The 13,979-nt window shown below is 60.6% G+C and carries 11 protein-coding genes and 1 pseudogene; 7 read left to right on the top strand and 5 right to left on the bottom strand.

The window, feature by feature from the left end; all coding sequences use genetic code 11:
* Positions 1–38 precede the first annotated feature (38 nt).
* Complete coding sequence (locus FQS62_RS20715) at positions 39–701, bottom strand: exopolysaccharide biosynthesis protein (protein WP_049444347.1); 663 nt, start codon at positions 699–701, stop codon at positions 39–41.
* 149 nt (positions 702–850) lie between these two features.
* On the opposite strand from FQS62_RS20715, the gene yidA reads away from it, so the two are divergent.
* The 3 genes from yidA (at position 851) to FQS62_RS20700 (ending at position 5,012) form a co-directional block, all read left to right on the top strand.
* Positions 851–1,684: a sugar-phosphatase gene (gene yidA, locus FQS62_RS20710; protein WP_208043444.1), complete on the top strand. Its 834-nt coding sequence runs from the start codon at positions 851–853 to the stop codon at positions 1,682–1,684.
* 444 nt (positions 1,685–2,128) lie between these two features.
* Positions 2,129–4,447 (top strand): TonB-dependent receptor, encoded by a 2,319-nt coding sequence (locus tag FQS62_RS20705; protein ID WP_208043443.1) that lies wholly within the window; start codon positions 2,129–2,131, stop codon positions 4,445–4,447.
* A 178-nt stretch (positions 4,448–4,625) separates the two neighbouring features.
* The gene (locus FQS62_RS20700; RefSeq protein ID WP_208043442.1) at positions 4,626–5,012 is read left to right on the top strand and encodes a hypothetical protein; all 387 of its coding nucleotides are present in this window, start codon (positions 4,626–4,628) and stop codon (positions 5,010–5,012) included.
* A 221-nt stretch (positions 5,013–5,233) separates the two neighbouring features.
* Here FQS62_RS20700 and FQS62_RS20695 read toward each other — a convergent pair.
* A pseudogene (locus tag FQS62_RS20695) lies at positions 5,234–5,503 on the bottom strand (ATP-dependent protease); the annotation flags it as partial.
* Positions 5,504–5,840: 337 nt separating this feature from the next.
* On the opposite strand from FQS62_RS20695, the gene FQS62_RS20690 reads away from it, so the two are divergent.
* Positions 5,841–6,077 carry a hypothetical protein gene (locus FQS62_RS20690; RefSeq protein ID WP_208043441.1) on the top strand — a complete coding sequence of 79 codons (237 nt, stop codon included), beginning with the start codon at positions 5,841–5,843 and terminating at the stop codon, positions 6,075–6,077.
* A 419-nt stretch (positions 6,078–6,496) separates the two neighbouring features.
* Here the strand turns inward: FQS62_RS20690 and FQS62_RS20685 are convergent, their stop codons facing one another.
* The 3 genes from FQS62_RS20685 to FQS62_RS20675 all read right to left on the bottom strand — a co-directional run bounded on the left by FQS62_RS20685 (position 6,497) and on the right by FQS62_RS20675 (position 9,069).
* Entirely contained in the window at positions 6,497–7,669 is a 1,173-nt protein-coding gene (locus FQS62_RS20685; RefSeq protein WP_208043440.1) for a hypothetical protein, read from the bottom strand.
* A gap of 353 nt (positions 7,670–8,022) precedes the next feature.
* The gene (locus FQS62_RS20680; RefSeq protein WP_208043439.1) at positions 8,023–8,355 is read right to left on the bottom strand and encodes a hypothetical protein; all 333 of its coding nucleotides are present in this window, start codon (positions 8,353–8,355) and stop codon (positions 8,023–8,025) included.
* 405 nt (positions 8,356–8,760) lie between these two features.
* Entirely contained in the window at positions 8,761–9,069 is a 309-nt protein-coding gene (locus tag FQS62_RS20675) for a hypothetical protein (protein ID WP_208043438.1), read from the bottom strand.
* A 681-nt stretch (positions 9,070–9,750) separates the two neighbouring features.
* Here FQS62_RS20675 and FQS62_RS20670 point away from each other — a divergent pair.
* The 3 genes from FQS62_RS20670 to FQS62_RS20660 all read left to right on the top strand — a co-directional run bounded on the left by FQS62_RS20670 (position 9,751) and on the right by FQS62_RS20660 (position 13,852).
* On the top strand, positions 9,751–10,392 hold the full coding sequence (locus FQS62_RS20670) for a hypothetical protein (RefSeq protein ID WP_208043437.1): 642 nt from the start codon (positions 9,751–9,753) through the stop codon (positions 10,390–10,392).
* 1,816 nt (positions 10,393–12,208) lie between these two features.
* A complete protein-coding gene (locus FQS62_RS20665; protein WP_208043436.1) occupies positions 12,209–12,565 on the top strand; it encodes a hypothetical protein in 357 nt (118 codons plus the stop codon).
* Positions 12,566–12,817: 252 nt separating this feature from the next.
* A complete protein-coding gene (locus FQS62_RS20660) occupies positions 12,818–13,852 on the top strand; it encodes a PIN domain-containing protein (protein WP_268923061.1) in 1,035 nt (344 codons plus the stop codon).
* The last annotated feature ends 127 nt before the right edge of the window (positions 13,853–13,979 follow it).

Genomic DNA, 13,979 nt, shown 5'->3' with positions numbered 1-13,979 from the left:
GCGTACAGGTCGAAGAGCAGCCGAGCATGGGCTCGGCTCTACAGTTCCGCAGTACTGCTGCGGAACCCGCTGAACACCGACTCGGCAGCAAACCCCACGCCGCCCAGCAGCACGCCGAAGTACACCACCGTGGCCACCACGAAACCGTAACCGGCTGCCACCGCCGCACCATCGCGCTGGATGAAGCCAATCGCAAACGACATCAGCGCCAGCGCCGGCAACGTGTTGCTGAAGGGAATCGGCCCAGCCGGCGCCATCAGCAGCAGGGTCGCAAACACCAGCATCAGGTTGTTCAGGCGCATCATCTTCTTCGAGCGCACCATCACCGCCAGCCGCATCGGCCGCGACAGCCGCTCCATGCGGTGCACCCATTTCAGCGCACGGCCCAGGTTGGCCTTCAGCTTGTCGGTGGCGATCTCGCGGCGCGCCAGCTTCTGCGGCACCCACAGCGGGCGGTTGCGCACCCGGCTCAGGCCGATCAGCAGGATCGAGGCGCCGAACACCGTGCTGAGCCCGGGAATCGACACGGGAATGATGAAGATGGCCGAGAGCAGGATCACGATCAGCAGCAGGCCCTCATCGCCCAGCGCGCTGAGCAGGGTGCCGACGCTCACCTGGTCGCCGGGCAGCTCGTCGATCATCTGCTCGATCTGCTGGGCCAGGGGCGCGCTGTCGTTGGTTTCGGGGGCACGGTAGGTCATGCGTCGCAAGGTTCTCCAGGGAAGGGCGGTCAGCGGGCCGTCCTGCGGTGGGGGACGCACAGGCTCCTGCAGTATCCCGGCCAACGTGGGCAAAGAGGTGAACCGGGCATGAGGGGGTAAACTGGCGTGCCCCGCATGAGTTGAACGCAATGGACATGGGCCGCAGGCAATCGACCATCGAACTGGTCGCCATCGACATGGATGGCACCCTGCTGGACCCGTCGCACCAGCTCACCCCACGCGCCAGGAAGGCCATCGCGCAGGCGCGCGCGCTGGGCGTGCATATCGTGCTGACCAGTGGCCGCCCGGTTCCCGGCCTGGCGCCGTTCCTGCATGAGCTGGGCATCACCGGCGACGACGACTACTGCATCGCCTGCAATGGCGGCCTGGTGCAGCGCATCGGCACGCGCGAAACCGTGGTCGAGTATCCGCTCAGCTTCGACGACTTCCTGTTCTGCGAGCAGGTGGCCCGCGAACTGGGTGTGCATTTCCAGGCGTTGGACAGCCAGCGCATGTATACGCCCAACCAGGACATCAGCTACTACACCGTGGCCGACTCGCATCTCTCGCGGATGCCGCTTTCCTACCGTCGCGTGGAAGACATGGACCCATCGATGTCCTTCATCAAGCTGATGATGATCGACGCGCCGGACGTGCTGGATGCCGCCATCGCGCGCCTGCCCAGCGAACTGACCGAGCGCTTCGCGGTAATGAAGAGCGCACCGTTCTTCCTGGAAGTGTTCGACCACCGTGCCGGCAAGGGCCCCAGCCTGCAGAAGCTGGCCGAGCACCTGGGCATCGACCGCGCCAACGTGATGGCGATCGGCGACCAGGAAAACGACTTGACCATGCTGCAGTACGCCGGTACCAGCGTGGCGATGGGCAATGCCATCGACGCGGTGAAGGCGGTGGCGCGTTTTGAAACCACGAGCAATGCCGATGAAGGCGTGGCGCGCGCCATTGAGCGTTTCGTCCTGCAGTAACCGCGCGTCCAGCTGCCCCGGTAGGTGCCAACCTTGGTTGGCACACGCAAACGGCACGCGCCGACCAAGGTCGGCCCCCACCACGCCCCATCCGCCCAAGGTGGTTGCCAACCTTGGTTGGCACACGCAGACGGCAAGCGCCGACCAAGCTCGGCCTCCACCACGCCGGGGCTATACCCACGTATAGCCAACCCATCCCCACCGCCATCGGCGCTGTACCACGGTGCAATGGCGAATGCGGCAGTGCGATGCAAGAATTCCGCACGTCGAAATCACGCCATCGAATCCTGAGGCAGAGGATCGTCTTCCTCTGCCACTGACCGGCGCGCACTGCGCTGTCACTCCCTCAACGCAATCGCACCGCCAGCCAGGGCGCCGACACCGGTGCTGCAACGCGCTGGGCGTGCGCCTGCGCCGCTCTCTCCCTGCACCCTGGATCTGCCCATGAACACCCCACCCACGACGCGTCTCGCCCTGGCCATCATCACGGCCATCGCCGCACCTGCGTATGCCGCCGATACCCACGACGCATCACATGACACCCCCACCACCTTGAACGCGCTGCAGGTGATCGCCACGCCGCGCGGCGCCGCCGTTGCACCGACCCAGGTGGTCGGCCCCAACCGGTACATCATCAAGGCCGAAGACCTCGACGCGATGGTCACCGGTAACAACGGCCTGGCCATGCTCAAGCAGGTGCCGGGTGCCAGCTACACCGCCACCGACGGGCTGGGTCTGGATATCTCCGCCACCAGCCTGTTCGTGCGCGGCTTCCGCATGAACGAAATGGGCATCACCTTCGAAGGCGTGCCGCTGAACGACAACGGTTTCCTCTCGCTCACCGGCACCAGCGTGGTGAACGTGGGCGTACCCGATGGCATCGGCGCGATCACGGTCAGCCCCGGCGGCGCACCGGTCAGCGTGTTCTCCAGCAGCGTCAACGGCGGCAGCCTGGAGTACCGCCTGCGCGACCTGCAGGACACGCCCAGCCTGCGCGTGAAGCAGGGCGTGGGCAGCAACAACACGTTGGTCACCACCGTATCCGGGCAGAGCGGCCAGCTCGGTGAGCACGGCCCGAAGGTGCTGGTCGACCTGCAGCGTGTATCGGCCGACAAGTACCAGGGTGAGGGCACCCAGAACTTCCTGCGCGGCGACCTGAAGCTGCAGCAGGATGTCGCCTGGGGTGACTTCACCGTCTTCCTGTCCGACAGCAAGGCCAAGGTCTGGGGTTACAACAACATCTCCTTCGACATGATCCGCAAGCTGGGCTGGAAGGCCGACATCTTCTATCCGGATTATGCGTGGGCCTGGTACGTGGCCTCGCCGGAGAACGCCGACAAATCCTGCGGTGCCTACACCTGCGGTGAGCTGTCCGAACTGATCCCGTACGACACCGGCCAGATCACCCGCGACCGCGTGTCCTCGATCAACCATCGCTTCCAGATCACCCCGGCCCTGAGCGGCAACGTGCAGCTGTACAACGCCAACAGCCACACCCAGGCCACGCTGACCGACCCGACCGTGCCGTCGCCCAACGGCGCACCGTTCTCCGAACAGGTGCAGACGCCGCGTGTGAATCGCCTGGGCGGCATGGTCAACCTGCAGTTCGAGACCGGCGCGCACACCTTCACTGCTGGCTTCTGGCAGGAGAAGAGCAAGGCCGCGGCCAAGACCGAGTGGTACCAGCAGCCGCTGCTGGGCGAGGGCCCGCCGCTGAAGGCCACCGGTCCGTTCGATGTGTATGGCCCCGCGTTCAAGACCGACAACGCATCGAGCTGGGTGACCCGCTCGCGCCAGTTCTACCTGCAGGACGACATCGTGCTGAACGACACGCTGAAGCTGGGTGTCGGCTTCAAGGCCGTGGACTTCCGCACCAGCGGTGGCGGCCTGGGTGATGCCAAGGACCGGCCGGTGAACGGAACGCTGCGCGCGAAAAGCAACTTCCTGCCGCACGTCTCGCTGTTCTGGAGCCCGACCGAATCCACCGATGCCTTCATCGACCTGGCCAACACCATGAACGGCTATCGCGTGGCCCAGCGCGGCAACATCGGCTACACCGCCTCGGCGTGGACCATCACCGACCAGGAAGAGTTCGACCGCGTGGCCGGCACGCTGCGCCCGGAAAAGAACTGGAACCTGACCGTGGGCGCGTCGCATCGCTTCGACCGGCTGACGATCACCGGCGACGTGTTCTACAACGACATCCGCAACCGCCTGCTGTCGGCGGCCATCGGCACCCAGTTCGCGCAGATCAACACCGTGCGGCTGATGCCGAAGATGCACGTGATCGGTGCTGACCTCGGCATCACCGCCGACCTGACCGACCACCTGCAGTTCTACCAAGGTGTGGCCGTGGCCCGTTCGTACTACGACAGTGATTTCGTGGTGGGCGATACGGTGTACCCGATCAAGGGCAACGCCCAGCCGGGCTACCCGCAGATCTCGCTGGTCAGCGACCTGTCGGCGCATTTCGGCGACTGGCGCTTCGGTGCCACCAGCACCTCCTACCTGCGCCAGCCTTTCACCTACGAGAACGACATCCGCGTGCCGACCTTCTGGCAGGTCAACACCTATGCCGCCTACCGCTTCGGTGTGGACAGTGCGGTGCCGGGGCTCGAGCTGCGGCTGGACGTGAGCAACCTGTTCAACCGCCACAACATCGGCACCGCCACCATCGCCGGCTCGTCGTTCTCGGGGGATTACCAGACCCTGCAGCGCAGCGCCCCCCGGCAGCTGATGTTCAGCACCTCGATGGCGTTCTGAGGCAACGAGAGGTGGGGTCAGAGCTCTTTGCTGCGCAAAGAGATCCGACCCCGCAGCCATCCCGTAATCGGGGGTCAGATCCCTTTGCACGCAAAGGGCTCTGACCCCCAAAACCCGCCTACAAACCCGCATTGCGCAAACAACAGGGATTTTCTGGCGAAGACGCAAGGTTCCCACAATGTTGCTGGGCCATCCTGTCGGCATGGCTCAGTACAACCCGCGAACCCCGCTGTTCGGCATCCGGGGCCCAGGACGGCCCCAGCAGGCGCTGTCCGTGGCGCCTGCAATCGACCTGCGGGCCGAATACCAGTTCTGGCAGGTCTACGAACGCGTGGTCCGCCCGCTGCCCGGCGGTGGGCTGCGTCAGGCCTGGCTGGTCTGCCAGAAGGTGTACCGGGACCGTTGGCAGCACCCGGACGACAGCGAGGCGGCGGGACTGTCGCGGGTGCTGTTCGGCGGGAACATGACGGCTGACCGGGCGTCGGAGCTGGCGGAGCTGCACGCGCTGGTCAGCCGTCGGGTGGCGTTGCTGGCGAAGCGTGGGCGGGTGGATTCCGCGGCGTGATGTGCGGGGAGACGCCCTTGGCGTCGCCGGGCGACCATGACCCGCTTTGGTTGCCCGCTGCCGTGACCCGCTCTGGCATTGACCCATCCGCTGCCATGACCTGCTCTTGGTAGAGTCGACTGTCAGTCGACTGCTCTACTCATCGGCTCCGCAGAAATCCGCGCTTCGCGCGCGAGTCGACTAACAGTCGACTCTACCAACGTCCTCTCCAACTGGTGCTTCTAAGGCTTTCCCCTGTCCAACTGCCGGTAACCGATCGCCTCAGCCAGATGCGCCGTCTGGATCGTTTCACAACCCGCCAGGTCCGCAATCGTGCGCGCCACCCGCAGAATCCGGTGCATCGCCCGTGCGGATAGCTGCAGACGCTCGATGGCCTGCTCCAACAGATCCTGATCGCCCTCGCTCAGTCGGGTACAGGCCCGCAGCGCCGCTGGTTGCAGATGGGCATTGAGCGCGCCACGCGCCTGCTGCCGGGCATGGGCGGCTTCCAGAGTACAGGCCATCCTGCAGGAAGCAGAGAGCAACCAACACGGTGAAGAATTGTTTCAGTTCAATCGCTGGCTGATTCAGAAGGGCAGGCCGGTGCGAACCCGGAGGATATACCTTTCGGCAGCGGCCGGTCTCATGCGTTCGGCAGGTATCAGCTCTCTTGTCCAGCTGGATGAGCAGAAGTTACGGCTTCATTTGGACAAGGTGCCAGGTAGCAAGGCCAATCTAAGTTCGTTGATCCGCTTTGCGCGCGAGGAGCTTGATCATCACATAGGGATGCCGCGGTGCCCTCGCAAAAACGCTCCGGAGCCCAAGCCCGTGGTTCAGCTGCGCAGTCTGATGAAGAAGCTCAAGGTGGCTGGAGATGATGCGGCGTTGGAGGATCTTCAGAAGGCTGTCGCTATTGCCTTCCAGATTCCCCTACGGGCGATCAGTTCCGGTGTTTGGTGGCCGGAGAAGAGGGAGGGCCGATGGTGCATCGTCTCGCTGGACGAGGTAGTGAAATGCCCGCCTGCTTTGCGGGAGGCCGTTATACGCTGGCATAGCGCTGTGCGGTCGTCTTCGGAGGCGTCCTGAGCGTTCGTGGCTACGCTCTTGGGGCGAAACTCACTTCCCACTAGTGCTCAGGCGACGCTCCTTTGCAGGGAAGAAGCGTGCGCGGCTCATCTGAGTTGGGCCAACCAGCTTCACGCTGAAGCTTCCTGATCAAGTTCAACCAGCTCGGAGAAGGAGTGCAGCACACCGCTTGGTCGGCAAAGTTCCACCGGCCATAACCCTCCTCGCTGGCGATCGAGGCGGTCTAGCTGGCGCCAGGGCTGGTAGAGGTCGTAGCACGCAGGAACGGCTTCATAGAGCGACGGGTTACTTGTCGCTCCAAGTAGGCACGCTTCTGCTCTCGTTTGCTACAGCAGGACTGATCCCTCAAAGCAGAGTCATACCCACGGAGGGATTGAGCAGGACCGGCAGATCTGAAAGGAGCAAGTGCAGCTAGCTCATTACACCCCCTGCTCCTTGTAGTCTGCCGACCGTAGGGCTCCGGATGCCACCTTGGTCAGGAAGTCGTAAATTCCGTAAATTTCTGATGCAGGTCGTCCATCAACTGCATATTGGAGTAGGCGGGCTTGGTAGTCCAACCGGCGCACCTTAGCTTCGGCGTGTTCACGAAGCGCGGCGACGTCAAACTTCCAGCCGACTCCGACAGAGCGGTGGATAAGCGCGACCATTCTTTCGATCGATGCAGCCGCGTGCAGCGACAGTGCACCAGGTTCTGCGAATCCAGGCTTGTTCTTGAATGGAAACACCGCCTTGGTCGGGTTGTTACTCCCAGTGAACTCTTCGGACACCCTGCTCTTTAGTTCGTAGGAAGCCAGCAGCGCGATAAGAAACACGAAGCGAACCTCGGCCCCGCCGTATTGGCAGAAGGCATTCAAGCCGCGCTCTCCCACACTCTGCTTTGCGACGTAGTCCCGCTGCAGCACCCCGCTCAGGGCGACGGCGGTGGCGATATCGGCATGCGTCATCGGTCGTATTCCGTTTTCTGGGTCGACAAGCTCACCAGCTGGTCCAAATTGGTTGGTTAGCCATGTTGCCAGGTGCTCCTCCACATCGACGGCAGGCCGATGCTGGAACTGCTCAGGTACCTGCCCCAACTTCGCTTTGATCAACTGCCCCAGGAGCGTCTCAGCGTCTTGAAGTGCTTTGAGCTCCATATCGCAACGGCTCCACAGTTCATCTGCGCCCCGGTTCGCCGAGACTGCGGCGGCAAACCTTAGTGACAAGCTATCGGTGGCGACCTTCTTTGCTCCATGCTGCGCGGCTAAATCGAGCACCTGCTTGATACGTTCGTACGCTTCCTCAGCAATTCTGTCCAACTCAGCGGCAGGTGTGGTTGACCGCTCTTCCGCTGCATGACCCTCCCGCCATACCAGGGTCAAATGATCGATGAGCCCTTGCAGCGTGCCGTCTATCCAGTAGAAAGACGTGCCGAGCGCAGAATCCGCCGCCAGATTCTGCGCACCGCCAGTGGATGGCAACTGAAAGGCGTTGATCGACGTGCGGGCAAAAGCATCTGGATCATCTACCCAGTTGAGCAGCGGCTTGTACTGCTCAACAAGCAGGCACTTCTGAAGCCGAGCACAGAGAACGCGCCGCCCTGCGAGTGCGTTCAACCCGTGCTCCGCGGCTCCATAGGATAGAAAGCCCTGCGTGTGGCTAGCTAATCCCTTGGAGACTAGTCGGCTGCTGGTGTCAGATGTAAAAGGGGCGGCAGTGCGAGACGACTGGGTAGCTCGCTTCCAATGCCGGCTACCCATCCACCCGGACGAGCCGGTGGAGTCTCTTACGCTCATCTGCCTTAGCACGTCGACAACAGCTTCTGCCTCACCGGGGAACCGTTGAAACTGCTCATCCAGTTGCGCCTTAGACTGTGCCGGCAACCCCAGAATGTCGACCATATACGAGCCAAGCGACCGCCGCGTATCAGATTCGACCGCGGAGCCGGGGAGTGAACCGTGCCAGGCCGTCATTGTTCAGAATCCTCGGTGTCGGGCAACTGGGCCATCGAATCTTGAAGGCAGGGCACCGCCGTGAGGGAGTCCGCATGCTTCTTGAGCGCATAGCGGGCCTTCTTGTTGGGTGCGTAGCCTTCTTTCGCATAGCGAATGCGCCGCAGTTCGGCAATTGCTTGCATCAGCGCTTCGTCGGCGTGCTGAGCCTTGCCGTCTGCCATAAGCTGACTCGCGTAGGCAGCGGCATGGGCCAGCTCGCCAAACTCGTTGATGGAACGGATGGCATGGTAGGTATCGTTGCCGGCGGGGAAGATCACCGCGTGCGGAGTAGAAGTCATCTGTTTCATGAATGGGATCCAAGGTGGAGGTGGCGCCATGGTGATCCCCCTCCATGAAGACTTCCAGGCTGAACTTCCCGGGGTGGTACCCCCATGACCTGCTGACCAGGCGCCGCCTTAGGTGACTCTGGGTCTCGGCGCATCCGTAGCCGCGTTGCCATCTTCCAAAGCGCCGGCCCGGCCTAGTGGAGGGAAGAATTGAATCAACGTGAGTCTTCCCATTCAGGGCTTGAGCCATCTCCGCCCGAGCTGGTCCCAGTAGCCCCCCAAGGACCCCGGCTGGGACCATGAGTCGCCCGGCCAGGCTGAATTCGGGCATCAGCCAGTTGCATGGCGGCCATCTCGGTGCTGCAAGCAAGGACTTCGCCATCTTCCAAGGACTACCTGCTGGACTCTCTGCCACACGCCAAGCTATCAGGACGTATCCCTCGTGAGTGATGCGCTGTTAAGGCGGCGTACCCAGCTGTCTGCCGGCTGGGGATCGGTAAATATGGTGTGCAACAGCCGGTAGATCCCAATCAGGTAGCTCAATCGCACCAGCGTCTCGTGCGAGCTGTCATCCGCTACACCGGCCTCCAATGCCAAGAACGCCGAGGCAGCCGGCTGCCCAAGCAGCGCAGATTGCTCCATCTCCGTCAGGCACCATGCTGTGGCGATCTGGTGGAACCCCTGACGTGCCGGCCCTGCAAGCTTGGGATCGTTCTTGGCAAAAGACGTGCGCATGGCGATTGCCTTGAGGTGACCCTCCCAATGCTACCCCAAGGCGAGGGCTGCCTTACTCTCATCGCCTTGTGCGGTGCATCATTGGGCTTTGGAGGGGGGGCGGATCGTGCTCAAGCGGATACTGGGCGCACAATAGAATCTGGGATGGAAGCGCAGCAGCGCAGGCGAGTCTCCAGGTAAGCTGCGCCGTGAGGGGCGGTTGTTGGGTGTCTACGTGGCGGATCCGGTACCCAGCTATCGCTTTCCGCCCTGGCAACTTCGTGCGGATGGCCAGCTCGTAGCCCACTTGAGTGGAATCCTGGGCGTGTTGCGCGAATCGGGCCCTTTCCAGCGAGAGCCGAATGGGCTGCGTCTAACCACCGGCTGGGGCGAAGCTGAGTGGTTTCTCTCGCCGCATGCGTTGCTCGATGGCGCGGCACCAGCTAGCGCGCTGATCGATGATCCGGCGCGGGTTCTTCGGGTCGCACGTGTAGAGTTCGGCGGCGACGCCCTGCAAGCGGAGTTATGAAATGAGCTGAAGGCAAAGCGCATTGCTGCCTTCAGTCTGCTGGGCCATTGTAGGCTGTGTCGCGCCCGCACAACCTCAATGCGATGAAGAGAAATGGGCTTCATCGAAGGCAGTCTCAGTGGGCCGCACTAACATTAGTGACTTTTTAAGTGATTGAACTGGCCGGAGGTGCCATGGAACACCCGCTGCAGAGCATTCTCATCTTGGTCTTGGGCTGGCTGCTTGGGACTTTAAGCCCCGCTATCGTAGATGCAATCAGGTCAAAGCGTGAGGCTGCCCTCAGCAGAGAGGCGGTCGAGAATGAGCTCTTGGAGCTCTCGGCAGTACTCTTGCCTGCTTGCTACAGGACAATGGGGGCAGTCGGAAAGATCGATAGAGCCTACTTGGAGTGGCAGAAGGACAAGCTAGAGAAGGAGCCGGAGAAGGAGAAATTGCTGAGGTTCCTCGGCTTGACCAAACAACTATTGGCCTTCCCCGATGATCAAATACAAGCTGCATCCCAAGCCATGGCAACGGCCGAAACCAAGGCGGCGCTTCTGCAGAAGTACCCCATTCCGTTGGTTGATCATTGTCTTGCCTCGCTGAAGATGTTTGAGGTCGATTTTCAGTCAAAAATTCTACAGGTCCGGCGCAACATTTCGCTGCTTGAGTCCATCGTAGATCAGTCGCGGGAGTTCTACCGGCTGACCTTCGTAGAGCTTTCCGATGCAAACCACAAGATCATTCAAGACAACCTCAAGCAGACATACAGTGAATATGCAGAAAGAGCCAAGATCATCATTGACCAAGTCTATGCGCTGCGGCCCGCGGGCTAATCTATTGCCCGAAGCTAAGTGGAGCCTCATTGCAAACAAGCTGAGGGGCGACAGATGACGGCGTCACATCCAGACCTCTTCCACGCGACCTCAAAATCGCTTTCGGCCGGTCAAATCGTTGCTGCGTCCGCCCCTGGGACATACTATCCGGCGGTGGTGAACGTCCTTGAATCCAAGCGGCCATCGCATCTTCCTTCTCGGAGGGTGTGTGTGTTCGCGTCTGAAATCCCCGCTGCATCGTCACTATTTCTCGCAGGTCAAGGCGTGGCGCCTAGTTGCATTAGGCTGTACCGGGTGGAGATGAGCCACTTCCACAGAGCTCCATTCCGAATCATCCATGAGCTGCAGAAGCGCCTGGATTCTTCGCGGGCGGTAGACAGGCTCGTTGAGGAGTATTGGAGTCCGAAAAAGACCTGGAAATTCTTTGAGTATTTCGGTCCTTCCTTCAGTGTTCTAGAGGAGATCCCCCCGGTTAGCGAAAGTGATCTGGACCTCTTCAGGTATGCGTACCTAGTTGACTCGGACCAAAGCGATACTTTCTAGTTCACTGCATGTGAGATCTGCAGCAGGCTGGCGCAGCGCTTCCGGTGCCAGCCACTGCAACCACATATGTCGAGTTGGGTTGCCTGCTTAAGCAGTTGTCGTGGAAGAGTATGGGACGCTGCCAGCCCGCAGGTCGTGGCAGTCAAAGTACAAACCTCGATCCTTGCCATCACACGTTACGAATCTCTATGGGGTCGGCAGCGGAGCTACGCCCAATAGTTCCCTGTCCTCACTGCTCATTGGGTTCTGAAGGGTTTCCGCCGTCCTACGAGCGCACCACGCATAGAACTCGGGATGATCATTGAGTAGTTGGGCTTGCGCGGTCTGGTCAAGCCATACCCGATAGCAATAGCGCACAGGACCCAATGTGAGAGTTGAATGGAAGCAGGTGGGGGCATGGGTGGTGCTGTTGCCGATCACTAACAATCCGCCGTGAGCTGCGTAGAGACCGGATGCATGGGTCGCCTCCCTGCGTTGGTATCCCACATCATGATCAACTAGCAAGGTCATCATGTTTCGTGAGCTGGTACCAACGGCGAAATCTGCAAGGCCACTGAGAGGCGGGGCGCCCATCTCCGCAAGATGACAGCACATATGCTTGGCGAAGTGTCTGCAGACATCTGTGTAGAGATGTCCTGAGTTCGGGTTGAATCTTTGCTCACAGAAGACAAGGGATGGCTGCAAGCCTTGGTGGGAGAGGCTGGTAGCTTTTTCATTGAACTCGTCGAACGCTAGGTCCCCGGGGCGCGTCCTGGCACTGTTGCACGGCTCGCAAAGCCGAGAGGTAAAGTGGAAAGCTTTGGATTTCGGACTCTGTGCATGCCTATATGGTCCACCCGGATGGCCGATCAGAGTGCTCTGGCTGCCAAAGATCGATCGGAGAGCAGACGCCTTTATCTTGTGTTCCCCTGAGAGCGTATCGCTCGACCCACACAAGCAACATCTACTGGTGATGGGGGCGGCATACTGTTCCACAGATGACCTTTCCGCTAGGGCGGCGGGTTGCTGTCGGTCGGATCTGTCCACGCTACTTCTAGCGATCGAGTCAGTCAACCATAGGTTCCGTACATAGTCCGCACCAGGATGCTCTACAGGCGATCCCTTGCAGTGGACCCGCGTTGTCATACGGCCAAGAGCCAAGCCGGAGCTAGGAGGTATATGAGTCTGATTGGGGAGGCCGGCGCAACATGCCAGCTGGCCAGAGCATCTTTAGCGGCCATATGGGGGCGTGCGAGAATAGCCCTGGAGTGCCCAACAAGTTGCAGGTGCCGCCTTGATCTATGTTGCCTACGCCGTCGTATTGGGGGCCTCCCTCAGCGGCTTTACGATCGACCCATCGAAGATGTCGCCTCCATCAAGGGTGTATTACGACTGCATGATGAAGCACACCGCGCTCTACGCAAAGAAGAGCCCGAGCGCGGATGAGGTGATCGCTGCCGCAGGGGCCGCGTGCCGAAGCGTGCGCGAACGGAGCATCCTTGAATCAGCCTCTGCTACTTTGAAGGAGATGCGATCAAAGGGCTTGGATCCCGATCCAGCGGTAGTGCTGTCCGGAACACGCGAAGGCGTGGATGACGCCGATGCGATCATGCGGCCGGATCTGATTCGGAATGTGTTGGATTCGAGGTAGATAGCCTTTGTGCCGGGACAGCTTGGACAATGGATTCCTGTAGCTCGCGCGCTAGTCGGTACTCGCTCCGTCCCATGCGGAGTTGATCCCAGGCTGACTGGTTAGGTCACTCATCACCGTTTGCCGGCGGATTTGGGAGAAAGGTGCGAGTCAGGTTGGCTGCACCTATATGGCGTCCTTGGTGCGCTGGTGCGAAGATTGCTTCTTCAGTTCTCGGATTTCCCAATGCCTAGCTACCCATATCGCGTTTTCGTGGATGCCAATGTGTGGATTGGTTGGGGTCAAGGGTTCCGTAAGGCCGAGGCCTCCACTCTGGAGGAGCTGATCGAGCACGAACTGATAAAGCTTGTATGTACCGACTTGACGATCATCGAGGTAGCTAAGCACTTTCGCGACTCTGACCTCGAGCGACTGGAGCCATTGACCAAGTCTGCGCTGAGTCAGTCAGCCAAGCTGTTGCTTGGCATCGATGTGCCCGTCGTGGATAAGGATGAGATTCGCGCTTCTTTCTTCGAGAGGCATAGGAAGTTCGTCACTGCGCACATTCGAGGCCGTATGCGCGCGGAAGTGCTAAGTATCGACAATGTCAAACCCAGTGATGTGCTGAACCAGTACACACACAGCACCGGAATGTTCGCTGAGGGAAAGAAGAATCAGTTCCCGGACGCCTTTATTTTTGGCGCAGTTAGTGATGGGGCCGGTCCGGAAGATCCCCTCATCATCTGGTCCCTGGACGGGGACTTCACCCATGCCTGTGAGCAGAGTGAGCACATCACCCAGGTCAAGAGGATGCCCCAGCTGTTTGAGGCACTTGGCATCATTCCGGAAGGTGAGCAGAAGATGAGTTGGCTTGAGGAGTGCCATGACCTGTTCACTCGAGCGGTGCACGACGCGATCTACGGCGAGCCAGTGCAGGCGCGAGACGAGGACGATGCGGAGATGGAGGTGCTGGGAGTCTTAGACATTGACGAGGTCACCGTAACGTCGCTCTATCGAATCCATGATGAAGCAAGCCAGTACATCGGTTTCGGTCGCTGCGAGCCAAAGATTGAGGTCCGCTACAGCGCACCGGACTGGGACTCGGCGGCCTGGAACAGCGAAGAGAAAGTGCTTGTCCCGCTCCAGCACGTGGACGGGCAGGCTGTAGTGGAACTGGATGAGATTACGTTCAGTTTCCTGGCTGAGATTAGTGGTGAAAAGGTAGTAAGCATTGAGGGGTTGGAACTAAAGGGCATGTGGGGATTGACCGCCGAGCTCGGCAGGGAAGCGCAGTACGACTACAACTGAGCTGCCGCATCGTGATCCGGCGCCTTTCCGACGAGATCTCGCCAGATAGCCCTGGCTATCGCGATCTTGCGAGAACAGCTGATGAACGTCGCTCGGAGGTTCGTCGCTAGGCTCGTCCGGCCAGCTC

The organism is Stenotrophomonas sp. SBJS02 (genome assembly GCF_020428325.2).
In the GTDB taxonomy this organism is placed as follows: domain Bacteria; phylum Pseudomonadota; class Gammaproteobacteria; order Xanthomonadales; family Xanthomonadaceae; genus Stenotrophomonas; species Stenotrophomonas africana.
The sequence above is the reverse complement of the archived record's forward strand: the minus strand, read 5'-3'. Positions and strand labels throughout refer to the sequence as shown.

Coding starts and splice junctions, on each gene's coding strand:
- FQS62_RS20715 (WP_049444347.1), bottom strand. CDS start 701: ATGACCTACCGTGCCCCCGAAACCAACGACAGCGCGCCCCTGGCCCAG.
- FQS62_RS20670 (WP_208043437.1), top strand. CDS start 9,751: ATGGAACACCCGCTGCAGAGCATTCTCATCTTGGTCTTGGGCTGGCTG.
- FQS62_RS20705 (WP_208043443.1), top strand. CDS start 2,129: ATGAACACCCCACCCACGACGCGTCTCGCCCTGGCCATCATCACGGCC.
- yidA (WP_208043444.1), top strand. CDS start 851: ATGGACATGGGCCGCAGGCAATCGACCATCGAACTGGTCGCCATCGAC.
- FQS62_RS20675 (WP_208043438.1), bottom strand. CDS start 9,069: ATGCGCACGTCTTTTGCCAAGAACGATCCCAAGCTTGCAGGGCCGGCA.
- FQS62_RS20680 (WP_208043439.1), bottom strand. CDS start 8,355: ATGAAACAGATGACTTCTACTCCGCACGCGGTGATCTTCCCCGCCGGC.
- FQS62_RS20690 (WP_208043441.1), top strand. CDS start 5,841: ATGAAGAAGCTCAAGGTGGCTGGAGATGATGCGGCGTTGGAGGATCTT.
- FQS62_RS20700 (WP_208043442.1), top strand. CDS start 4,626: ATGTTGCTGGGCCATCCTGTCGGCATGGCTCAGTACAACCCGCGAACC.